We start from the raw sequence: 23,360 nt of genomic DNA, 5'->3' as shown, positions 1-23,360 counted from the left end.
CTTTTTTCTTCTATCCAAAGCGGAAGTGCCTCGCTCAGACCCGACAAGCATAAGGCACGGCATAATAGAAGGCGCTCTTTGCCTTCAATTATGATGGGACTTATGACTCGAGGGGCTAGGCACTGAAGCTAGACATACACTTTATTTGAAAACTATTCTTTTTTCTTCTATCCAAAGCGGAAGCGTCTGTTTAGCCCTGACAAGCATAAGACAGACATGAATAGAAGACGCTCTTTGTCTTCAATTCATGAATGGCTTATGTCTCGAGGGTCTAGGCACTGAAGCTAGACATACACTTTATTTGAAAACTTAATTATTTTTTCCTTTATCAAAAGCGGAAGCGTCTGTTCAGACCCGACAAGCAGGCCCATGAGTTCAGGCACTGAAGCTAGACATAAATACTACAATTAAAACTCAATTATTTTAACATATCTTAAACCTAACCTACATTAATGTATTCGGGTTTAAATCCATCGCAATTATTAAGTCATCTTTTGCTATCTGCTGTGCATAATGTTCGATTACCTTTTTTAATACAGCATGCAGATTTTTTTCCCGCTTGTATTTTATCATGCACTGGTAACGATATCTATCTTTAATCCTCGGAATTGGTGAAGCGACCGGTCCTAAAATAATCGTTTGCGGACTTAATTCTCTCCTTAAAAACGAAACGATTTGTTCTGTTACAGAAGCAGCTTTCGTAACTTCTGGATGTGAAATAGTAACGAGGGATAAATAATAGAACGGCGGGTATGAATGCTGTTTGCGGATTAGCATTTCTTTCTCGTAAAACAGATTATAATCATACTGACTCGCGAGCTGAACACTGTAATGCTCCGGTGTATATGTCTGGATAACGACCTCTCCTGGAAGCTCATGTCTCCCCGCTCTGCCGCTCACTTGTGTTAAAAGCTGAAATGTCTTTTCTGATGCCCTGAAATCAGGAAGATTAAGCATCGTATCCGCTGTTAGCACGCCAACTAATGTAACATTAGGGAAATCAAGCCCTTTTGCAATCATCTGTGTTCCTAATAAAATGTCGGCACGTCCTTCTCCAAACTCTGTTAACAGCTTCTCATGTGCCCCTTTTCTTGATGTTGTATCTACATCCATCCGAATAATCCGTGCTTCAGGAAGAACTTTCAAAATTTCCTCTTCCACCTTTTGTGTTCCTGTACCGAAAAAACGAATATGTTCACTCTCACACTCTGGACATTTTGTCGGCATATGCTCCTCATGACCGCAATAATGACATTTCAAACTTTGGCTAAAGCGATGATACGTAAGAGAAATATCACAATGCGCACACTGGATAACATAACCGCAATCACGGCACATAACAAAGGAAGAATAGCCTCTGCGATTTAGAAAAAGAACGGATTGCTCCCCTTTTACTAACCTGTCCTGGAGCTTTTCAATTAAATTCGTCGAAAACATCGTCCTGTTTCCAGTTCTTAATTCCTCACGCATATCGACAATTTCAACAGCCGGCATTGAACGCGCATTAACACGGTCTGCCAAAGTAAGAAGCTTATACACATTTTTACTGGCACGCGCGAATGATTCAAGCGTCGGTGTAGCACTTCCCAAAATAACTGGACACTGATGATAATTACCACGGTAAACAGCTACATCACGTGCGTGATAGCGCGGATTTTCTTCTTGTTTATAGCTTGATTCATGTTCTTCATCAATAATAATCATGCCAAGGTTTTCAAACGGAGCAAAAATTGCTGACCTCGCGCCAACGACTACTTTTACTTCCTTCCGTTCAATTTTCCGCCATTCGTCATATTTTTCACCAGTGGAAAGACCACTGTGTAAAACAGCAACAAGCGAACCGAATCTCCCTTTAAAACGGTTTACCATTTGTGGTGTTAAGGAGATTTCCGGAACGAGAACGATTGCCTCTTTTCCTTCATTCAGCACTTTCTCAATCGACTGAAGATATACTTCTGTTTTCCCGCTTCCCGTCACACCATACATAAGGAAAACTTCGTGTTTTTTATCGTTTACTGCTTCAAGAATCGGTACAATTGCTTTTTCTTGCTCCTCATTCAGCTGAAGCGGTATCGTTTTTTGGAACGAACGATCTTCATATGGATCGCGATACACTTCTCTTTCTTCTTCTATTAAAATATCTTTTTTAACGAGTGTTTTTACAGATGCAGCTGAACAGTTTAATACAGATACCAGCTCCTGCATAGGAATAGATTTTTGCTCAGACTGCAGAAAAAAATGAACAATTTCCTTTTGTTTTTTTGCCTGTACAGTAAGGCTGTTATAATAATCACGAAGCTCGTCTTTATTTACGTTAACAGAAATATATTTCAACATTTTTTTCTTCGTCTTTTGCTTCACTTCATAAATAATTTCAAGATTTTGTTTTGCCGCTTCTTTTTGAATAACAGAGATTGGGATTTCATTCTCAATGTCCTTCCAATTAAGCTCATTTCTTTTTTCAAAAAATGGCTGTAAAAGAATATCTATTTCACTAAGCTTTTCTCTTCCTATTAACGAAATAATTTTTTCATATTTCGCTTTCATTGCGGCTGGGAGCATAGCTTGAAAAGCGGAAATTTTAAAGCATAATGTTTTTTCCGTCAGCCAATCGCCTAGTTGTAAAAGTTCAGGGGTTAAGCAAGGTGTTAAATCAAGCAGTTCAGAAATATTTTTTAATCGTTCAAATGCAGAATCATTTTTCACCTTTGTTATAAAACCCTGTACTTTACGAGGGCCAAATGGAACGATAACACGCATTCCCGGCTTTACAGCATCTTGCCATTTTTCAGGAATTTTATAATCGAACTCCCTGTCTGTCTGCATCGCCGCTACGTCCACGATCACACTTGCAAACTTCATTTTCTTTTCTCCCTTAACAGCTTGTTTACATGTAACAGCAGCTTGCTGGCAACCTCATTTTTTGTCATGAGCGGCAGTTCTATTTTTTCATTGTATTTATCATATATCGTCACAATATTTGTATCTGTTCCAAATCCTGCACCTTCTGTAAGAACATTATTTGCAACAATCATATCTAAGTTCTTCTTTTTTAATTTTCCTAATGCATAATTCTCGACTTCATTTGTTTCTGCTGCAAAACCGACAAGGAGCTGGTCATTTTTCAGTTCTCCTAATGTTTTTAAAATATCGGTCGTTTTTTCCATTTTAACTTCAAGCTGTTCTGTTTCTTTCTTCATTTTTTTATCAAGCGGATACTTTGGGCGATAATCAGCAACAGCAGCAGACTTAATAACAACATCCGCTTGATCATATTTCCTTAGTACTGCTTGAAGCATTTCTTCTGCCGACTCTACTTCAATTATTTCTACAAAATCCGGATGGCTGATCGCTGTTGGTCCAGTAACAAGAGTAACATTCGCTCCAAGCTTTGCAGCTTCCTCTGCAATTGCATATCCCATTTTCCCGCTCGAATAGTTGGAGAAATAACGAACTGGATCCACTTTTTCTCTCGTCGGACCTGCTGTAATAAGGATGTTCATATTTTTTAACAAGTCATCCGTTTTTAAGAAATATCTCTTTAATAAAGAAACTATTTTTTCCGGCTCTTCCAGCCTGCCTTTACCGACATATCCACAAGCTAAATATCCTTCACTCGGCTCAATGAATTGATAACCGTAATGATGTAATGTTTCAATATTTTTTTGCACTGCACGGTTGTCATACATATTCACATTCATCGCAGGAGCAATCCATACTGGTGCTTTCGTTGCAAGAAGCGTTGTCGTCATCATATCATCCGCAAGTCCGTTTGCGAGTTTTCCGATTGCATTCGCCGTTGCTGGTGCAACAATGGCAATATCCGCCCAATCTGCTAAATCGATATGCGCAATTACGCTTGAATCTTTTTCATCAAATGTATCAAAAAAAACATCATTTCTTGAAAGTGCCTGAAATGTAAGCGGGGTAACAAACTCACGCGCCGAATTTGTCATAATTACTTTAACGGCTGCTCCGCTCTGAGTCAGTTTACTCGTTAACGCAGCCGCTTTGTATACAGCAATCCCCCCGCTTACACATAGTAAGATCTTTTTTCCTTTTAACATTTCCTTCCCACCCGTTCGCATAGATTCTTATCCTATTTTAACAGTAAGTTTTCATAAAAGAAATAAAACATAGACTTTAATAGCAGAGAGATGATGCACCTTCAATATAAGTCATTCCATTTATTCAGCGTTACTTGTTGAGGAAATTATAAATATTTAATAATTATGCCATTACTGCTTGCTAAATAAAAACAAATGTTCTAAAATAAAAATAAGAACATTTGTTCACCACCAAATTAAAAAGCTCCTATACATAAAAAAAGACCTTCGATAACTGAAGGTCGGCCATAATTTATTTAGTTATTCTTTATTTTCATTCGTCTCATAATCAAGCAAACCTGCGTTCAGTTCTTCAAGTGCTTTACCGACAAATTTATGAGATACCGGCTTTTCAATTTGCTGGTCATTTTGTTCCTGCATTTCGCGCGCGCGTCTTGCAGCAACTGTAACAAGTGTGTATTTTGAATCAAGCTTATTCATTAGTACGTCTATTGATGGGTATAACATTTTTACTCAACCTCCAGCATTTTCATATAACGTTTGCTTACACGCTCACGGCGGCAATGTTCAGCTAGAACAATTGCATTAATTCGTTCACAAGCGAGTGTTACACTATCATTTTCTACAACATAATCATATGCACTCATCATAATGATTTCTTCTTTCGCAACTTTCATACGACCTTCAATAATATCATCTGTTTCTGTGCCTCTTGTTACAATTCTGTTTTTCAGTTCACTTAAACTAGGCGGTGCAAGGAAAATAAATAAACCGTCAGGGAATTTTTTGCGAACTTGCATTGCCCCTTGCACTTCGATTTCAAGGAAAACGTCTTTTCCTTCACTCAATGTTTTTTCAACATAATCAACAGGTGTGCCATAGTAGTTACCGACAAACTCCGCCCACTCTAATAATTTATCCTCACTGATCAGCTGTTCAAACTCTTCTCTCGTTTTGAAAAAGTAATCGACACCATCGACTTCGCCCGCGCGCGGTAATCTCGTTGTCATTGAAATCGAATATTCAAATTTCGTATCATTTTGTGAAAAAAGCTCTTTCCTAACCGTACCTTTCCCTACTCCTGAAGGTCCTGATAAAACGATTAATAAACCACGTTCACGCATATATCTTTCCTACCCTTCCTCTGTTAACTCATCCTTATTAGAAGCAAGTCGGTGTGCGACGGTTTCCGGCTGGACAGCAGATAAAATAATATGATCACTATCCATTATGACAACAGCTCTCGTTCTTCTGCCATATGTCGCATCGATTAACATTCCGCGGTCTCTTGCATCTTGGATAATCCGTTTTATTGGAGCAGATTCCGGACTTACGATTGAAATAATTCGGTTTGCTGACACGATATTGCCAAATCCTATATTTATTAATCTAATGCTCATATTCGCTCCCCCTAAGAAAGACAACACTATTCTTGCCCTAAAAGTTTAATTATAATCAAAAACAAGTCTGTTATTCAATATTTTGCACTTGTTCTTTTAATTTTTCAATAATACTTTTTAATTCAACGACTATTTTTGCAATCTCGCTGTCATTTGCTTTTGAACCGATCGTATTCGCTTCCCGGTTTAATTCTTGAACGAGGAAGTCAAGCTTCCTTCCAACTGCGCCTTTTTGCAATAATGCCTCAGAGAATTGTCTAATATGACTTCTGATTCTTATCAATTCCTCGCTTATATCGACTTTATCGGCAAAAATAGCAGCTTCTTGAATAAGACGATTTTCATCAATTGTCCCAGATACGAATTCTTGGAGGCGCTTATGTACTTTATCATGGTAATGCTTAACGACGGAAGGGGCATATTGTTCCAGCTGTTCAGTATGCTCCAGCAGCTGCTTCAGCTTTATATTTAAATCTTTTCCAAGCTGCTCTCCTTCTGCATTTCGCATTATTACTAATTGCTCAGTAGCATTTTGAACAACTTGAATAATTTTTTCTTCTACATGTTCAGAATGATTAGCTGATTCTTCAACATGGATAACATCTTCATTTTTTAATAAATGATCCATTTTAATCGTATCACTAAGCGAATATTTCTCTTTTACATCTGTTAATGCTTTCATATATTGATCAAGTAAGGACCAATCAACACGAACGGTACGATCAGTTAAAGAATCACCTTCAACTGAAATAAAAACCTCAATCCGTCCCCTGTGCAGACTTTTAGAAATTACCTTTTTAATTTTATCTTCAATAGTTAAAAACTGCCTTGACATACGCACGCTGATTTCCGAGAAGCGGTGGTTAACAGATTTCATTTCAACTGTTACTGTCAGACCCTCTACTTCACCGACTGCACGTCCAAATCCTGTCATACTGGCTACCATATGTTGATCACTTCACTTTCCAACCTTTACAAGGTTTTTAGAAGCTCTATTTGCATAATGAAAGGGGATGACTTTAGCGGGTCATCCCCTCTTTGCATTATAACATACCTTACTTTGATTTTCTCGTTAAAAGTGAGCCTGCTAGTAAAAAAGTTGGAATAGCAGAGAATCCGACAACGAGCAGCCAATCACGTGGTTCAATTGCCACCGTATGGAAAATAGGCTGAACCGGTTCGAAATAAATAACGATAAGCATGAGTAAGAATGATGAAATAACCGCGAAAATTAAGTACATATTTTCAAATGGATTACGTTCAAAAATTGATTTTTCACTCCGGCAGTCAAATACATGGATAAGCTGTGCTAAAACAAGTGTTGCAAATGCAATTGTCTGTGCATAAATCAAATTATTAGGATCGCGGTAATAGACGATCATAAATGCAGCAAGTGTTGCGATACCGATTAAAAATCCCCGTGAAACTACTTTCCAGCCGAGCCCCCGGGCAAATACTCCTTCTTTCGGATGGCGAGGTTTTCGTTTCATTAAATCCCCTTCCGGCTGATCAAGTCCTAGGGCCATTGCAGGCAGTCCGTCTGTTACTAAGTTCACCCATAGAATTTGAATCGGCACGAGCGGTAAAGGAAGTCCGAGAAGCATTGCGAAAAGCATGACAAGAATTTCACCGACGTTTGATGCAAGTAAGTAGCGAATGAATTTACGAATATTTTCATAAATATTACGCCCTTCTTTAATCGCTGACTTAATCGTCGCAAAGTTATCATCGACTAACACAAGTGATGATGCTTCTTTTGCAACATCTGTTCCTGTTATTCCCATAGAGATTCCGATATCTGCCGCTTTAATTGCCGGAGCATCGTTTACTCCATCCCCTGTCATTGCGACAATATGTCCTCTTTTTTGAAGTGCTTTTACAATTTTTAATTTATGCTCCGGTGAAACACGGGCAAAAACATACACATCATCGACAATTTCTTCGAGCTCTTCAACAGATAATTCCTGTAATGTTGGCCCATCGATTACTCTTCCTCCATTCGAGGGCAATATCTTCAATTGCTTTGCGATCGCTTCTGCTGTAATAACATGGTCTCCAGTTATCATAACAGTTTTAATACCCGCATCTTTACATTCCTTCACAGCAAGTGCCACTTCAGGACGCGGCGGGTCAATCATCCCTTGCAGACCGACAAAAATTAAATCTCTTTCCGCTTCAAAACTTGAACGAATATTTTCATTATCTTTAAGCGGTTTAAAAGCAACAGCAATCGTGCGAAGCGCCTGTTCTGCAAGTGTTTCAATTGCTTTTTTTGCTTTGTCTTTATACTGCTGGGAAAAACCCTCTTTCCTTTCCTTCCAAAGAACTTCAGTTGAAACTGTTAGTAATACATCCGGAGCTCCTTTTACAACGACAAAACGCTTGCCTGCTTTATCCTGAACGACAACACTCATCATTTTCCGAGTGGAATCAAATGGAAACTCTTCAACAATTGTAAAACTTTTTAATAGAGCTTCTTTTCTAAAGCCGGCTTTCATAGCGGCAGTTAATAGCGCTCCCTCTGTTGGATCACCGTCCAGATGAAAATTTCCGTCTTTTTCCACAAGATTAGCACTGTTACAAAGTAGGCCAAACGTTAAAATCTGCTGAAGTGTTTTATTATTCCTTGCATCAACTTTTCTTTCCTCATCAAAAAACTCTCCATGCGGATCATAACCAGTTCCACTTACTTGCCATGTTTTTTCTCCTGACCAAATATGTGTCACTGTCATCTTATTCTGTGTTAGCGTACCTGTTTTATCAGAACAAATAACAGACGCGCAGCCAAGTGTTTCAACAGCAGGCAATTTTCTTACAATTGATTTTTGCTTAATCATTCGCTGCACGCCGAGTGAAAGAGCAACAGTTACAATTGCCGGAAGCCCTTCAGGAATTGCCGCAACAGCTAAGGACACACCCGCTAAAAACATTTCATAAAGCTCATGACCATTTAACACTCCGACGACAACGACGAGAACAGTTAAAAGGAGAGCAACAACAATTAAAATTTTCCCGAGCTGTTCCAATCTTCTTTGAAGCGGTGTTTCCATCGTTTCGGCATTTTGCAGTAAATCTGCAATTTGTCCCATTGCTGTTTTCATCCCAGTGCCGATAACGATTCCAACACCGGACCCTCTCGTAACGAGAGTTCCCATGAAAGCCATATTCGTTAAATCACCAAGACCGACATTATCACCTGCGATCGGTTTCGTTTCTTTTTCCGCTGGTACCGATTCCCCTGTTAAGGCTGATTCTTCAATTTCCAAGCTTTTTGCGCTTATAATTCTCAGATCAGCACCGATCCTGTCTCCGCTTGAAAATTTAACAATATCCCCTGGTACTAATTGTTTAGATGGTATTTTCATCCACTCACCATCACGGAGAGCAATCACTTGCGGGGCGGATAATTCCTTTAAAGCATCAAGTGATTTTTCCGCTTTCCGCTCCTGAAAAAAACCTAACACTCCATTTATAATGACAATTGCAATAATCGCAATTGCATCGATATATTCGCCGAGAAGCCCCGAAACGAGTGTCGCCGCTAATAAAACAAGCACCATGAAATCTTTAAACTGCGCTAAAAAAACGAGAAAAGCAGACGGTTTTTCAGCCTCCTGCAGCTCATTATAACCGTGTTTTTGTATTCTTTTTTCTGCTTCTTTGCTCGATAGTCCAGCCTCTCTGTCACTATTGGTTGATTTCATTACATCTTCAAGTCTCATCTCATGCCATTTCATCGGATCTGTTCTCACTCCTTAAACGAGAATAATTGTCCTGACTTCCTATACAGACAACTTATTCAGCCTCGTCCTAAAACATGCTATAATAATTAAAAGCGAAAAACGCCTTGCTAAGCCTTAGCCAAATAAGGCGCTCATGAATAGAAAGTGTTCTTTTCCTTCCATTCATAAGGAACTGGACCATAGAGAGACTATGCGTTGAAGCTGGATATACAATTTTTCTATTTTAAGAGGAACAGAAAACATAGAAAATATAATAATGCTTTTAGAGATGGGGTTTAAATAATGTCTTTTGATGGACTTTTTACATATTCGATTACCAATGAATTAAAAGACTCTTTGATTAGCGGTAAAATAACGAAAATTCATCAGCCATATAAATATGACTTAATTCTTCAAGTACGCGCAAACGGGAAAAACCATAAACTTTTTTTATCGGCACATCCGAGCTATGCCCGTATTCATTTAACCGATGAAGCTTATGAAAATCCAAGTGAGCCTCCGATGTTCTGCATGCTTTTAAGAAAGCATTTAGAGGGCGGATTTATTGAGAATATTACACAGCTGGAAATGGAAAGAATTATTCTTATTGATATAAAATCACGAAATGAACTTGGCGATATAACAGAAAAGCGGATCGTTGTTGAAATTATGGGACGCCACAGTAATATTATTTTGCTTGATCAGGATAGAGACGGACTTATTTTAGACAGTGTGAAACATCTATCACCTGCTGTAAACCGTCACCGGACAGTCATGCCTGGTCATTCATACGTCCTTCCGCCAAACCAGGAGAAACTTAATCCTTTTTTAATTGATGAAGAAACAATGCTGAAAAAACTTGATTTTAATGGTGGAAAATTAGATACACAGCTCGTCGAACAATTTGCCGGGGTTTCTCCTCTGTTCGCTAAAGAGGCTATTTTCCGTGCAGGTCTTGCCAATCGGACGACCGTTCCAAATGCATTCCTTCAGTTAATAGAGGAAGTAAAATCTTTTAAAACGTCTCCTCAAATAACTGTTGCCGGAAAGAAAGAAATGTTTTATATGATAGAGCTGACACATCTTCAAGCGGCAGACAGGAAAACTTTCTCTTCTTTATCGGAACTGCTCGACCGCTTTTATTATGGAAAAGCTGAACGTGACCGCGTAAAACAGCAAGGACATGATCTGGAGCGATTTATTGCGAATGAAAAGAAGAAAAATATTAATAAAATTAAAAAGCTTGAAGCAACTTTAGGAGATGCAGAAAAAGCGAATGAATACCAGTTATACGGTGAACTGCTGACGGCAAATCTTCATGCTCTGAAAAAAGGTCAGAAGGAAGCGACTGTTTTAAACTATTACGATGAAAACGGTGGCACTGTAACGATTCGTTTAAATGAACAGAAAACCCCTTCTGAAAATGCCCAAACCTATTTTCAAAAATATCAAAAAGCGAAAAACTCTGTTGCTGTCGTCAAAGAACAGATCGAGCTTGCTTCAGGAGAGATTAATTATTTTGACGGACTCCTTCAGCAAATTGAATCAGCTTCACCGAAAGATATTGAAGAAATGCGCGAAGAATTAGTAGAGGGCGGCTATTTAAAACAGCGCCATACAAATAAGGGATTAAAAAAGAAGAAATCACAGACGCCGACAATTGAACATTATACCGCAACAGACGGTACAGAAATTTTAGTCGGCAAAAATAATAAACAAAATGAATATTTAACGAACCGACTTGCAGGAAGAGATGAAATTTGGCTCCATACGAAAGATATCCCAGGCTCGCATGTCGTCATCCGCAGTAAGGAGCCTACAGAAGAGACTATTTTAGAAGCAGCAAGAATTGCCGCATACTTTAGTAAAGCAAAAACTTCAAGCTCTGTCCCTGTTGACTTTACATTAATTAGACATGTTAAAAAACCGAGCGGTGCAAAACCCGGCTTCGTTATTTATGATAATCAGCAAACGGTTTATGTGACACCTGATGAAGATTTTGTGTTTGCAAGAAGAAAATAAATAAGCTGGAGTGTTAGATCATTTTCGATTTAACACTCTTTTTTAAATAAAAACGGGTCACTTATACTCGTTTACTGATCCTGAAAAATCTGTTTCTTTTTTAGAAAAAAACAGCCGCATAAAAAATAATGGATAAATCATTAAATACAAATTCATCGCCCACCAGCTAATATCAAAATCTTTGTTAAAAGCCCAAAAAGCGATCGCTTGCAGTCCCGAACAAAATGTCAGCACTAAGGAAATCAAAGCAAATGATCTCCATGTATCCCGCCCTTTTCTATGTAGATATAAACTATAAAGTCCAGTTATTGAAATGAAAATATCTAAAGGAAAAAAGGACCAGTTCCAAGCCATAATAATGGCATTGTCATAATCTTTGAAGGCCCAGCTTTTTGGTATGAAATTAAAATAGGTGACAATCCAATAAATAATAAACCCTATATCTGTTACTAAGAAAAATGGTTTTAAATATTTCATCATAAACTCCTTAAGTCTTTACTTTCTTTCACTCTCTACAATGTGTCTATCTGTTTTTTCCTTTCACCTGTTGGAAATTCCAATGTCGTTCCATCAGCGATAATGAGGATGATAGAACCAATTTTAAGAACATTAAAGCTTTCGTTAAAGTAAAAACACTGATGAATGTACTAACTAAAATTTATAATTGTCCAAATAGCATATGCACAGACACATCAATCATTTTTAATGACAATATAAAAACGTATTTTCTCATATGTAAAGAAAATACGTTCCATATTTAAACAAACAATATAAACTAATTATTAATTACAAGCATACCGAATAAAAGAAGAACCGAACAAACAGAAGAATAGATAAATAGATTCCCCAGCTTTCCTCTCTCTTTCTCATCAGCAGTAGAGTCTGTTATATATTTTCTTACAACGACAGCTAGTAATAAAATACCAGCAAAAAATGCCATTAATACCCCATTGAATTTAAAATCAAGAATTAATCTTCCTTCCATTCCAAGCTCCATTAATGTTTTTAATGAAAAATAGGAAATAACTGTTAGAATAATTGTATAAAATACTGCAACTACCCATTTATTTATTTTCCCCAAAAAAATATCCCCCTTGATAAGATGTTTATATATGCCATTATATCATAGTTTTTGTATCCGTTTTCACCAAGATTATTTCTGTTTAGATAAATTCTCTTATTCCATACCCCACGCAATTTTAAGCTGTTCAATCCCTAAGACAATTCGTTCTTCAGACAATCCGCCGAAGCCGAGTAAAATAGCTGGCATCGCACTTCGCTCTCCCTCTAAAGCGTAAACAGATGTCGGATAAATTTTTACACTCCTTTGCTTTGCTGACTCAATTAATTCGTCCTCTGTCATCCCATTCCGTACTTCCAGTAAAATATGTAAGCCTGAACCTGCACCGATGATAGTCACATTATCCCCTAAATATTCATGAATAGCTTGCAGAAGGATATCATGCTTTTTCTTATATAAATTCCTCATTTTACGCATATGCCTTTCAAAATCACCGGATTTCATAAACATTTGCAATGTTTTTTGAAAAATCGGAGATGCCAGCTGATCATAACTATGTTTTTTCTCCCTAAATCTTTCTAATAATCGAGTCGGCAATACGAGATAGCTAATACGAAAAGAGGGTGTGAGTGCTTTAGAAAATGTGCCGATATAAATTACTCTCTCATTTTGATCAAAGCTTTGCAGTGATGGAATCGGCCTGCTGTTATAGCGGAATTCCCCATCATAATCATTCTCGATAATATATGCTTGCTCTTCATTCGCCCAGTTCAGAAGTTTAATCCGCTTATTCACCGACATTGTCATTCCAAATGGGAATTGATGTGAAGGTGTTACATATACTGCCTGCGCTTTACTTTTATATACATCTTCCATTCGAACACCGTCATGTTCTAATTCTAAAGAATGGATCCCAAAACGATATTGTTCAATCAGTGTCTGGACCCCGTCATTAACTGATTTTTCTAATGCTAGCAAAGAAACATCCTCTCTAAGCAGCTGGAAAAGCAAGTCTAAAGAATGATATGTGCCAGCACCGATTACGATTTGCTGGGGAGAACACCTTACACCTCGAATTTGATGCAAATATACTGCGATTTCTTCTCTCAGCTCTTCGTCTCCTTGTAAATCTCCGTATAAGAGAAGTTCACTGCTTTCCGGGAGTAAGCAGCGGTTCATCATTTTCTTCCACTTTATAAACGGGAAATTTTCTAAATCAACACTTCCATATCCAAAATCATACAGTACTTCCTCGTACTTAGAAGCATGATAAAGCCGAGATGGAGAAGATAATATATTATTTTTTTCCTCTATTAACGTATTGGAAGAGAAAAAAGAACTTTCTGCTATATCCATAATAAAAAAACCGCTCCGATCTTTACTTTGAATATACCCCTCTGCAAGTAATTGTTCGTATGCAAGCACTACTGGTGTCCTGCTAATATTTAAATGATCACATAATGTTCTAATAGACGGGAGCTTGCTGTTCTTTTCCATTCTTCCTTCCATAATTTCATTTCGAATATATTTATATAATTGTATATATAAAGCTTCTTTAGATTCCATATCAAGCTTCGGTGTTATTACAATCATTTCACATCTCCCCCTCGCGAGAAATAATCTGTCACTCATAAAAAATCAAAACTGGCTATTTTTCAAATGACAAATTCAGATTATTCTCATCATAACATCTTTTTCCCATTCTTTTAAAAAGGAGAGATAATGAATGACAATGATATTGCCACATATTAAACAGATAAAACCTTATGTATCAGGTATTCAGCCACCAACAGGAAATGATGTCATTAAATTAAACTTAAATGAACATCCATATGCGCCATCACCAAATGTTCTCAATGTTTTTCGTACGATAAAAGAGGAATCATTGCGACGCTATCCTAATTCACAATGTGATGAACTGCGAAGAGCATTAGCAAGAAAGTATGATGTGAAAAAAGAACAAACATTTTGCGGAAACGGTTCAAGCGAAATTATTTCTCTATTATTTACTGTATTTCTTGATAGAGGTCACCGGATCGCTATCCCTGATCCATCGTTCGCATTATACTACAGTATGGCTGCTGTTCATCAGGTAGAATGTTTAAAAATCCCTGTCCGTTATAACTTTACAATTGATACTGATGCATTAATTACAGCTGAGGCAAAGGCGATTGTCCTCGTAAATCCAAACGCGCCAACCGGTCTATTATTACCTCCTCAAGAAGTTGAACGGATAGCGAAACATTTCTCAGGACTCGTTATTGTTGATGAGGCATATATAGATTTTGCCGAAGCTGATTCATCCATCGTTCCTCTGATTAAAAAGTATAAAAATTTAGTAGTCGTGAGGACATTTTCTAAAGCTTATTCTCTATGCGGCGTTCGGGTCGGCTATTGCTTTGCTGATGAAGCTTTAATTTCAGCATTGGAAAAAGGGAAAAATTTATACAATGTTAATTTCATTAGTCAACAACTGGCTTTAGCTGCTTTACTGGATGAAAAACATTTAAAAACTACGACAGATGCTGTCAAACGCACTAGAGATGATTTTATTAAAAATATTAGAAAGCTTGGATTTAATGTTATACAATCACAGACAAATTTCGTTTTATGTTCTCCTCCTGCTCATTTAGGAAAGGACAGAGCAAGAAAATTATATAATCAGCTGCTCGAAAGAAATATTTATGTGCGTTATTTCGAAGATAAACTCCTCTACGATAAACTGCGTATTTCCATTGGGACAGAGGAGGAAATGAAGATTTTATATGATTATTTAAAAAAACTTATGGAGAGTGCTACTTTTAATAATAGTTGACAATATAAAACTGTTACTTTAGTATAAAAATAGAACAAATGTTCGAAATTGATTAAAAAGGAGAGGACTCATATGCAAAAAATCACAACCTTCTTAATGTTTCCTAGAACTGCGGAGGAAGCAATGAATTATTACACATCCATATTTAATCAATCAGAAATCATTCATATTACCTATCACGAAGAAAATAAAGATAAACAAACAGGATCTATATTACATGCCGTATTTTCATTAAAAGGACAAACATTCATGTGCATTGATAACAGTAATGGCAACGACATTCCTTTCACTCCTGCAATGTCTCTGTTCGTTACTTGTGACTCAAGAGAAGAAATTGAAACAGTTTTTGGAAAACTCGCACAGGACGGACAAGTACTCATGCCCCTCGCACCTTTGCCTACGAGCGAGAAATTTGGCTGGGTAGAAGATAAATACGGTGTCTCCTGGCAGTTGAATTTAGCGAAAAATGAATAAAATAAACACTATCGTTTCAAAAGTTGAAGCGATAGTGTTATCCTTTCCAGCTCACATTGTAAATTTTCTTTCCTTTCAATTATCATTGATCCACGCCTCAACCGTCTCATTGAATGAATCAGGATCCGCTAAAGGAAAGCCATGTCCTATTCTCGGAATAATCATTTCCTTGCAATTTGAGTTTTGTTCTGCTATTTTAGCTGCTGATTTTTTCATTATCGGCTTCTCTTTTTCTCCTACAGTCACTAATATTTTCGCACTGCTTTTTGAAAAACTTGATGGCATTTCATAAGAAAAGCTTTCCTTGAGAATATTAATAAGATTATCCGTATCCATTTCGATACTTTCTCTATAATATGTTTCAAAATATTGTTCACTTATGTATAATTGCTTCGCCTGCATTTTCGCAAAAGTTTTATTTTTCACAAGTCCTGATGTTATTTTTATTAACGGTGCGACCATTGTATCCATAAAACGAGTGTTCATAACATTCGCACTATTAATGACAGCATAGCTTACTAGATTAGGTGCAATACTTAATATCTCAATTACAACCTGCGCACCTAAAGAAAAGCCTATTAAAATAATTTCTTTTTCCGTTCTTTTTTCTTCAATTAACTGTATAATTTCTAGCGCACAGTCGTGAATAGAAAAAGGTACCTTCTCTGTTTGCAAACCATGTCCCGGTAAAGTTGGTACTAAACAGTGATAATGTTTGAAGTATTCAACTTGCTTATCCCACATCCAGACATTTCTATAGTAATAATATTTGTAAAAGTCCAATTACTACCATTATAACAGCTGGTGCCACTTTTAATAGCATTACTCCATTAATTGTTGCAATAGTTTGTTCAAACGGATCTTTTGCAGGTGAAGCGAGAATATGAATAAACCGTTCGAAACGGCTTCGTTTTCGTGGGAAATCAGGAATCTGAATATGATATTCATCGAGCTTGTTTTGCAAATGCTGTTCCTCTTTAAATGGATCTTGATTCATTATCATTTCCCTCCAACTGTTCCTTTAAGTTTTTCATCGCTTTATGTAATCTTGATTTGACCGTCCCTTTAGGTATTTCAAGTATTTTCGCGATTTCTTCCTGTGTCATATCATGATAATAAGAAAGCAGAATAACTGCACGCTGTTTATCAGGAAGACTCGAAACAGCTTCACGAATCGTCATCCGGTCGGCATGGTGCATCTCCTCCGTTACTTTCGGAGTGAGAAACGGCAGAAGACTTTGCCATTTTTTACGCCGGTTTATTTTCGTAACCATTAATCGGTACGCGATTTGAAAAAGATATGATTTAAGTTTTCCTTTACTGGAATCATAAGATTTCTTATGACGCTGCAATTGCATAAATGTATCCTGCACAATATCGATGCTTAATTGTTCATCCCTCGTATAGCGGTAAACGAAGGAGTAAAGGGGCTGTTTTAATATTATATAAATCCTGTCTAAAGCTTCCTCTTCTCCATTTTGATAAGAGAGCATCAGCTCATCCTCACGCTCACTCAATATTATCGCCCCAGCGTTCTTTAATTGATTTTAAAGTCATTGACAATCTCGTAATAACATACATAAATGCTACGATTGTCCACACTTGCGCCTGATTTGTAAAAAATTGAACAAAAACATTTTCAATCGTTTCCCCTTTACTTATAAGAAAATTAAGTGCCTGCACACAAATGATAGAATATATTGCTAAACTAAGAGAAAGTGTATCAAACACATTCCATCGCAAAAATATTTTTGTTTTCCTATAATTGATTTTTCCATTTTCGCGGACAATATATTTTCGATCCATCGGTATTGCAATCGCTAAAATCAGAATCATTAATACCCCTCCAACAATAAGGGAAACAATCCAGCCAGTATCCATTATTTTTTCCTCCTCTTCCTTTCATCTATCAACTATACAAATGAAAAAGTGAAAAGGTTCATTTTTTTCTGAAAATTATTTGGGCACTAATAATATAGCGATGTAATTTGGAAATATAAAGTATTTGAATACAAAAAAGAGATAGAAGTGTTTAAAAATCCAATGTAAAAGAATCCGCAAGCTATCGCCTGCGGATTCTCCTCTGTCTCTCTTCATACAGCATATCAAGCTCTTTAATAAAATCATCATCAAACTGAGAACTAAGCTTCTCCCCCAGCTCCTTCGCCAGTGTCGGACTCGCCCCGTTTGTGGAGATGGAAAGCGTAAGTTTCCCTTTTTTCACGATTTTCGGTATTAATACATTTCCCTTTTCCATCTTGCTTGCAATATTAACAAGCTGATTAGGGCGAGTATTTTTTCCGATCCATTCATTTACATCATGATCATGGGTTGCGGCAACGATAAGAAAAGGCGAATGCAAATGTTCCACACTCACCTTTTCCTGCTTCCAGCAAATTTCATTTTGCTCAGCTAACCTGGCAATTTCTTCACAGGCTTCAGGACTGACAACTGTAATATTTGCTCCTGCATGTAAAAAAGTTTTAAGCCGACGGAGTGCAATTTTTCCACCACCGACGATTAAAACTTCTTTTGCTGAAAAATCAATATGCAACGGAAGCATATTCGTCCACATGAAATACATATTCATTATTTTTATTTTCAACTGTTTCCTGAACACGCTGCATGAAAATATTTAATAATAGAGGATGGTCACCAAGATAATCACAGTGATAGAGAGAACGATTTCCCCAATCATAGCTTTGAACCGTTTTATCAATTCCTTTTTTCAATAAGCCTGTGAAAATTAAATAAGGAAGCAAATAAATCTGCTGTTCATTTGATGCATGAATATCATGAATAACATCATCAAAGCTAGGTTCTGCTGCTGTCAAAAAACAGGCTTTCACTTGTTTTAGGCTTGATTTTTCCTGTAGTTGACGAGCAATCTCTGTGAAATCTCTTTTCACATCCGGATCACTGCTGCCGCGCCCGACCAATATAGCAATTGAATCAGAGGCTAGCGCTTCTTTTTCATTCATTTTTCCCAGTAAAATGTCGGCAATTCTTTCATCCACACCGATTGGTTTCCCATACGTCAGCTTAATATCCGGATAATTGCTTGCGACATGTGCCAGTTCTTCTGGAATATCCTTTTTCGCATGTGCTGCAGTAAGCAGCAGTAAAGGAACAACAGCTATATGTGTCGCACCTTTGTCAACACAGGCTTTAAATCCATCACCAATTGTCGGTTCAGCTAATTCTAAAAAGCCTGTTTCCTGAATAGAAACATTAACTAATGGTTTCACTTTATCAATAAAGGCAAGCGCTTCTCTGCATGCTTCCGGTACACGACTGCCATGACATACATATAATACTGCCTGTTTCATCATTAAAACGCCTCACTCGCAGCGGTTTGTAGAAGTCTTTCTTCATACCAGCTTAATTTATCTTTTAGGTTAACGACATCACCAATAATAATCATACTTGGATTCGTAATATTCTGCTGCTTAACGACATCATAAATATTCTCCAATGTGCCTGTCACTGTTCTCTGTATATTTGTCGTTCCCCAATGAATGACAGCAACAGGTGTCTGTTCACTTTTGCCGTGTTTAAGAAGCTGAGCTTGAATATAAGGAAGATTACCGACACCCATATAAATTGCAAGTGTATCAATCCCTTTAGCAAGTGCTTCCCATCTTATTTCTTCATCCGCATCATCTTTGCGATGACCTGTAATAAAAGCGACGCTCGCACTTAGGTCACGATGTGTAACAGGAATTCCAGCATATGCAGCCGCTGCAACACCTGATGTTACTCCAGGTACGATTTCGAATGGGATGTTATTCATAGCTAAGGCTTCTGCTTCTTCCCCGCCCCTGCCGAAAACAAAGGGGTCTCCACCTTTTAAGCGTGTAACAATTTTGCCGCTTTTTGCATATTTCACAAGAAAATGATTAATCGTTTCTTGTTTCATCGTATGATAGTTTGGGAGTTTCCCACAGTAAATAAGATCTGCATCTTCTTTTGCATGTTTTAAAATCTCTTTATTTACAAGTCTGTCATATAAAATAACATCTGCTTCTTTAATACATTTAAGCGCTTTAATCGTTAATAATTCTTCATCACCGGGGCCTGCACCGACTAAATAAACCTTCGCCATTTCAACTTCCCTCCTTTATCATTCCCTGTGAATGTAATACCAAACCTCTCTAGCAATAAATTAGAGAGGTCAGGCCGTTATAATATATATTACAGAATAACCGATAATTCGACATCACTCAATAGTAATTGTTTAAATACCGTTTGAAATTCCGCTTTTGATTAATCCTTTTTCTTCCAAAAATTGTACAATTGTTTTTACTGACTCTTGAATCGACTGTGATTCCGTATTAACAACTAATTCAGGATTTACAGGTGCTTCATATGGTGAATCAATTCCTGTAAAATGTTTGATTTCATTGTTGCGCGCTTTTTTATATAAACCTTTTGGATCACGTTTCTCACATTCATCTAATGAACAGTTCACATAAATTTCGAAAAATTCATTTTCATTTAAAATATCACGCACTTGCTGGCGATCTTCACGGAATGGTGAAATGAATGCCGTGACAACGATTTGACCGCCATCAACGAATAATTTTGACACTTCACCGATACGGCGAATATTTTCTTTACGGTCTTCATCTGTAAACCCAAGGTCTTTATTAAGTCCATGGCGCACATTATCACCGTCTAATACATATGTCTGAACATTTGCTTCAAAAAGATATTTAGCGAGCGCATTTGCTAAAGTTGATTTCCCAGAGCCCGAAAGACCTGTGAACCATAAGCAAAAGCTGCCGTGGTCATTTTTTTCTCTGCGATCTTCTTTTGAGACAGATGCCTCATGCCATACAATATTCGTAGCCATTATTATCCTCCATTACTGTGTTACAGCAGTTTGTTTTAGTCCTGCAATTAATACTTCAATTACTTCTTTACGGCTGAATGTGCTCGGTGGAATTTCTCCGCTGCGAAGCATTCCGCGAACTTTTGTACCAGATAAAATAACGCGGTCCTCTGCACCGTGCGGACATGTTTTTGAACTTGCCATCGCCTCACATTTATTGCAGTAGAAGCTGTGTTCGAAAAACATTGGTGTAATACCTAACTCTTCAGATGTGAAGTTAGAGAAAATATGCTGTGCATCATATGTTCCGTAATAATCACCAACACCTGCATGGTCACGGCCAACGATGAAATGCGTACATCCGTAGTTTTTACGAACAAGTGCATGGAAAATTGCTTCTCTTGGACCTGCATAGCGCATTGCAGCTGGGAATACTGCTAAACGTACACGATCGCTAGGATAGTAGTTTTTAAGTAAAACTTCATAGCTCTCCATACGAATATCAGCTGGGATATCATCTGATTTTGTTTCACCAACTAATGGATTAAGCAGTAAACCATCAACTGTTTCCATCGCTGTTTTTTGAATGTATTCATGCGCACGGTGAACAGGATTTCTCGTTTGGAAACCAACGATTGTTTTCCAGTTTAAGTCACTGAACGTTTGACGCGTTTCTTTCGGGTCAAAATAATAATCCGGGAACGGCTGTGCTGCACGTTTAACTAATGTAATTTTCCCTGCAACATAGAAATCTCCGCGTTCGAACATTTTTTTCACACCTGGATGTGCCTGGTCATCTGTACGGTATACATTTACCGCTTCTTCCTCTTTGTTCGGCTTGAAAATATCAGAAATTTCAATTGTTCCATATACTTCCCCGTCAAAAACAAGTTTTGCTTCGTCACCGATTGCTAAAGTATCTTTTACTTGTTCTGTTACCGGTAATGTAATTGGAATACTCCAAACAGTTCCATCACTTAATCTCATATTTTTTACGACAGATTCATAGTCTGCTTTATTTAAAAATCCTTCAATTGGGCTGTAACCCCCGATTGCTATTAATTCTAAATCACTTAAAGCAATATTATCTAACTCAATTTCTTTCGTAATATGTGTAACAGATGCACCTAAATTAACTGCTTGGACTAATTTGCCGCCATGTGGTTGTAAACTCATTTTTACTCCTCCTAAGCTTATAATGATAGTTGGTTTTAATATTAAATACCGCCGCCATCTTCATGGACTGTGCGCTGATCTTGCCTGCTTGATTTCATTAAACTAATTGCTCCGATTGTTGCAATTAATAAACTGAGCAGAACAATAATGGTATATAAATCATCCTCAACGAATAGTTTCACAAGTCCATATGACATAGAAAGGGAAACTAACGGAGAAATAATCCAAATCTTTAACATATTTTGTACAACTTTCTTCTGAAAAACATTCGTACCGCTTTTTGCAATTCCAATTCCGAGTATGGATGAGGATGTTACTTGTGTAAGTGGTACTGGAATTCCGAAAATAGAACTGATAATAACGAGTATAGCCCCCGTTGATGAAATAAGGATACCTTCAACTTTTGTAAATTTCGTTATCTTTTTCCCATTTGTTTCAAGTACTCTTTTCCCTAAAACGAGTGCACCGATTGCAACGAATATCCCGCCAATCCAAGTTCCTTTTGATACAGTGATAAGCCCTGCACTTACTAAAGGACCGACAGCATTTGCAACATTATTCATTCCTGCTGAAAATGCTTCAAAAAAGCCCGCACAGATAAGAATAATCGTAAGTATCTTTCCTTCTTTTCCAATTTTTTTCGTGCCTTTAAATTTATGATACAATTTAATGAAAATCACTGCAATACCAAATGCAACAAACGGGATAACTACCCAGAATGAAACAATGGTTAAAAGTGACTTTACATACAATGTGTTATACGCAATTCCCACACCTACCACAGCCCCGACGGTTACTTCACTCGTCGATAAAGGAATGCCAAGGATATTTGCTAAAAATAAGGAGCTTGTCGCTGATGCAAGAACAATAACAACAATTTTAACGGTAACAATCGAATTCGGAATAATTCCTGAACTAATTGTTTTGACTACTTCTCCCCCACCTATTACAGCTCCTAGTATAACACCAACTGCACAGATGAGAAGAGCATATCTTGCTTTTTTTATCGCTCCGGCCCCATATGCGACACCCATCGATGCGGCTGCACCGCTCGCACCGATATTCATCGCAAAAAATAAACTAATTGCTATCGCAATGATTTCTAACATTTCTTATCCCCCTATTGATGGAGGCCGCATTCTGTTTTCATCTGCCCTGTCCATCTTCCTGATCTCATATCATCTGCATTAAATGCAGGGTTTGTACAAGGCTCACAGCCGATACTTGGATACCCGTTATCATGCAGCACATTGTATGGCAAGCTATGTTTATGTGCATATCTCCATACATCTTTCCACGTCCAATGAATAAGCGGGCAAATTTTTATCGACTTGAATTTCTCGTCTTTATTAATAAAGTTTGTATGTTTTCTAGATTCAGACTGTTCTCTTCTTAAACCGGAAATCCATGCTGTTGCCCCTTGAAGTGCTTCGTTTAAAGGAATGATCTTTCTTATATTACAGCATTTATTCGGTTCTCTTTCCCATAATTTATCCCCGTGTTCAGCCGCTTGCTCTTCCAATGTTAATTTCGGCTTTTTAAGCTCGATATCCAACAGAGGATATTTTTCTTTTACTTTATCAATTAACTCATACGTTTCTTTAAAATGAAGATCTGTATCTAAAAAGACGATTTTTGCATCTTCTTTTACTTTCGAGATTAAGTCGATCATAATGATTCCCTCAATCCCGAAACTACAGGCATAAACAATTTGTTCCCCGTACTCATCATAAACTGATTTAAGAACATTTAATGCCCCTTTATACGTTTCATCAACTTCAAAATCCTGATTTGGTTCAGTCCAATTCTCATATGTTAGCAATCTTTTC

The 23,360-nt window shown here is 37.4% G+C and carries 24 protein-coding genes; 3 read left to right on the top strand and 21 right to left on the bottom strand.

Features of this window, described 5'->3' with window-relative positions:
- Nucleotides 1–444 precede the first annotated feature (444 nt).
- From priA to BFA01S_RS07760, 7 genes are all read right to left on the bottom strand, one after another.
- Nucleotides 445–2,862: a primosomal protein N' gene (gene priA / locus BFA01S_RS07790; RefSeq protein WP_066227978.1), complete on the bottom strand. Its 2,418-nt coding sequence runs from the start codon at nucleotides 2,860–2,862 to the stop codon at nucleotides 445–447.
- Nucleotides 2,859–4,067: a bifunctional phosphopantothenoylcysteine decarboxylase/phosphopantothenate--cysteine ligase CoaBC gene (gene coaBC, locus BFA01S_RS07785; RefSeq protein ID WP_066227990.1), complete on the bottom strand. Its 1,209-nt coding sequence runs from the start codon at nucleotides 4,065–4,067 to the stop codon at nucleotides 2,859–2,861. Before coaBC ends, priA begins: the two co-directional genes overlap by 4 nt.
- Nucleotides 4,068–4,367: 300 nt before the next feature.
- On the bottom strand, nucleotides 4,368–4,574 hold the full coding sequence (gene rpoZ, locus BFA01S_RS07780; RefSeq protein WP_066227975.1) for a DNA-directed RNA polymerase subunit omega: 207 nt from the start codon (nucleotides 4,572–4,574) through the stop codon (nucleotides 4,368–4,370).
- A gap of 2 nt (nucleotides 4,575–4,576) precedes the next feature.
- On the bottom strand, nucleotides 4,577–5,191 hold the full coding sequence (gene gmk, locus BFA01S_RS07775) for a guanylate kinase (protein ID WP_066227972.1): 615 nt from the start codon (nucleotides 5,189–5,191) through the stop codon (nucleotides 4,577–4,579).
- A gap of 9 nt (nucleotides 5,192–5,200) precedes the next feature.
- Nucleotides 5,201–5,467 carry an extracellular matrix/biofilm regulator RemA gene (gene remA / locus BFA01S_RS07770; RefSeq protein ID WP_066227969.1) on the bottom strand — a complete coding sequence of 89 codons (267 nt, stop codon included), beginning with the start codon at nucleotides 5,465–5,467 and terminating at the stop codon, nucleotides 5,201–5,203.
- A gap of 70 nt (nucleotides 5,468–5,537) precedes the next feature.
- Nucleotides 5,538–6,401 carry a YicC/YloC family endoribonuclease gene (locus tag BFA01S_RS07765; RefSeq protein ID WP_235842989.1) on the bottom strand — a complete coding sequence of 288 codons (864 nt, stop codon included), beginning with the start codon at nucleotides 6,399–6,401 and terminating at the stop codon, nucleotides 5,538–5,540.
- Nucleotides 6,402–6,522: 121 nt separating this feature from the next.
- Nucleotides 6,523–9,204, bottom strand: a complete 2,682-nt coding sequence (locus BFA01S_RS07760; RefSeq protein WP_066227964.1) for a calcium-translocating P-type ATPase, SERCA-type — start codon at nucleotides 9,202–9,204, stop codon at nucleotides 6,523–6,525.
- A 288-nt stretch (nucleotides 9,205–9,492) separates the two neighbouring features.
- On the opposite strand from BFA01S_RS07760, the gene BFA01S_RS07755 reads away from it, so the two are divergent.
- Nucleotides 9,493–11,211, top strand: a complete 1,719-nt coding sequence (locus BFA01S_RS07755; protein WP_066227961.1) for an Rqc2 family fibronectin-binding protein — start codon at nucleotides 9,493–9,495, stop codon at nucleotides 11,209–11,211.
- Nucleotides 11,212–11,268: 57 nt separating this feature from the next.
- Here BFA01S_RS07755 and BFA01S_RS07750 read toward each other — a convergent pair whose 3' ends face one another.
- The 3 genes from BFA01S_RS07750 to pdxR all read right to left on the bottom strand — a co-directional run bounded on the left by BFA01S_RS07750 (nucleotide 11,269) and on the right by pdxR (nucleotide 13,825).
- Nucleotides 11,269–11,691, bottom strand: a complete 423-nt coding sequence (locus BFA01S_RS07750; RefSeq protein ID WP_066227958.1) for a YvaD family protein — start codon at nucleotides 11,689–11,691, stop codon at nucleotides 11,269–11,271.
- Nucleotides 11,692–11,986: 295 nt separating this feature from the next.
- Nucleotides 11,987–12,292, bottom strand: a complete 306-nt coding sequence (locus BFA01S_RS07745; RefSeq protein ID WP_066227955.1) for a hypothetical protein — start codon at nucleotides 12,290–12,292, stop codon at nucleotides 11,987–11,989.
- A 96-nt stretch (nucleotides 12,293–12,388) separates the two neighbouring features.
- Entirely contained in the window at nucleotides 12,389–13,825 is a 1,437-nt protein-coding gene (gene pdxR, locus BFA01S_RS07740; RefSeq protein WP_066227951.1) for a MocR-like pyridoxine biosynthesis transcription factor PdxR, read from the bottom strand.
- Nucleotides 13,826–13,958: 133 nt separating this feature from the next.
- On the opposite strand from pdxR, the gene hisC reads away from it, so the two are divergent.
- Together hisC and BFA01S_RS07730 are read left to right on the top strand one after the other, a co-directional pair.
- Nucleotides 13,959–15,047 carry a histidinol-phosphate transaminase gene (gene hisC, locus BFA01S_RS07735; RefSeq protein ID WP_066227949.1) on the top strand — a complete coding sequence of 363 codons (1,089 nt, stop codon included), beginning with the start codon at nucleotides 13,959–13,961 and terminating at the stop codon, nucleotides 15,045–15,047.
- A 72-nt stretch (nucleotides 15,048–15,119) separates the two neighbouring features.
- Entirely contained in the window at nucleotides 15,120–15,521 is a 402-nt protein-coding gene (locus BFA01S_RS07730; protein WP_066227947.1) for a VOC family protein, read from the top strand.
- A 75-nt stretch (nucleotides 15,522–15,596) separates the two neighbouring features.
- Here the strand turns inward: BFA01S_RS07730 and BFA01S_RS07725 are convergent, their stop codons facing one another.
- From BFA01S_RS07725 to BFA01S_RS07675, 11 genes are all read right to left on the bottom strand, one after another.
- Complete coding sequence (locus BFA01S_RS07725; protein WP_066227942.1) at nucleotides 15,597–16,265, bottom strand: alpha/beta fold hydrolase; 669 nt, start codon at nucleotides 16,263–16,265, stop codon at nucleotides 15,597–15,599.
- Nucleotides 16,266–16,275: 10 nt separating this feature from the next.
- Complete coding sequence (locus BFA01S_RS07720; protein ID WP_066227936.1) at nucleotides 16,276–16,518, bottom strand: hypothetical protein; 243 nt, start codon at nucleotides 16,516–16,518, stop codon at nucleotides 16,276–16,278.
- Nucleotides 16,499–17,014 (bottom strand): RNA polymerase sigma factor, encoded by a 516-nt coding sequence (locus BFA01S_RS07715; protein WP_066227987.1) that lies wholly within the window; start codon nucleotides 17,012–17,014, stop codon nucleotides 16,499–16,501. Before BFA01S_RS07715 ends, BFA01S_RS07720 begins: the two co-directional genes overlap by 20 nt.
- A 16-nt stretch (nucleotides 17,015–17,030) precedes the next feature.
- Nucleotides 17,031–17,402 carry a group-specific protein gene (locus tag BFA01S_RS07710; RefSeq protein ID WP_066227934.1) on the bottom strand — a complete coding sequence of 124 codons (372 nt, stop codon included), beginning with the start codon at nucleotides 17,400–17,402 and terminating at the stop codon, nucleotides 17,031–17,033.
- Nucleotides 17,403–17,583: 181 nt separating this feature from the next.
- Nucleotides 17,584–18,096 carry an NAD(P)-dependent oxidoreductase gene (locus BFA01S_RS07705; RefSeq protein ID WP_235842988.1) on the bottom strand — a complete coding sequence of 171 codons (513 nt, stop codon included), beginning with the start codon at nucleotides 18,094–18,096 and terminating at the stop codon, nucleotides 17,584–17,586.
- On the bottom strand, nucleotides 18,065–18,853 hold the full coding sequence (locus BFA01S_RS07700) for a sirohydrochlorin chelatase (RefSeq protein WP_066227929.1): 789 nt from the start codon (nucleotides 18,851–18,853) through the stop codon (nucleotides 18,065–18,067). Before BFA01S_RS07700 ends, BFA01S_RS07705 begins: the two co-directional genes overlap by 32 nt.
- Nucleotides 18,853–19,626: a uroporphyrinogen-III C-methyltransferase gene (gene cobA, locus BFA01S_RS07695; protein ID WP_066227926.1), complete on the bottom strand. Its 774-nt coding sequence runs from the start codon at nucleotides 19,624–19,626 to the stop codon at nucleotides 18,853–18,855. The genes BFA01S_RS07700 and cobA overlap by 1 nt, the downstream gene beginning before the upstream one ends.
- A gap of 132 nt (nucleotides 19,627–19,758) precedes the next feature.
- On the bottom strand, nucleotides 19,759–20,376 hold the full coding sequence (gene cysC / locus BFA01S_RS07690) for an adenylyl-sulfate kinase (protein ID WP_066227923.1): 618 nt from the start codon (nucleotides 20,374–20,376) through the stop codon (nucleotides 19,759–19,761).
- A 12-nt stretch (nucleotides 20,377–20,388) separates the two neighbouring features.
- The gene (gene sat, locus BFA01S_RS07685) at nucleotides 20,389–21,531 is read right to left on the bottom strand and encodes a sulfate adenylyltransferase (protein ID WP_066227920.1); all 1,143 of its coding nucleotides are present in this window, start codon (nucleotides 21,529–21,531) and stop codon (nucleotides 20,389–20,391) included.
- A gap of 41 nt (nucleotides 21,532–21,572) precedes the next feature.
- Nucleotides 21,573–22,640: a sulfate permease gene (cysP, locus tag BFA01S_RS07680; protein ID WP_066227917.1), complete on the bottom strand. Its 1,068-nt coding sequence runs from the start codon at nucleotides 22,638–22,640 to the stop codon at nucleotides 21,573–21,575.
- An 11-nt stretch (nucleotides 22,641–22,651) separates the two neighbouring features.
- On the bottom strand, nucleotides 22,652–23,353 hold the full coding sequence (locus BFA01S_RS07675; RefSeq protein WP_066227913.1) for a phosphoadenylyl-sulfate reductase: 702 nt from the start codon (nucleotides 23,351–23,353) through the stop codon (nucleotides 22,652–22,654).
- Between the last annotated feature and the right edge of the window lie 7 nt (nucleotides 23,354–23,360).

The organism is Metabacillus fastidiosus NBRC 101226, from assembly GCF_001591625.1.
Taxonomy (GTDB): Bacteria; Bacillota; Bacilli; order Bacillales; family Bacillaceae; genus Metabacillus; species Metabacillus fastidiosus.
The sequence above is the reverse complement of the archived record's forward strand: the minus strand, read 5'-3'. Positions and strand labels throughout refer to the sequence as shown.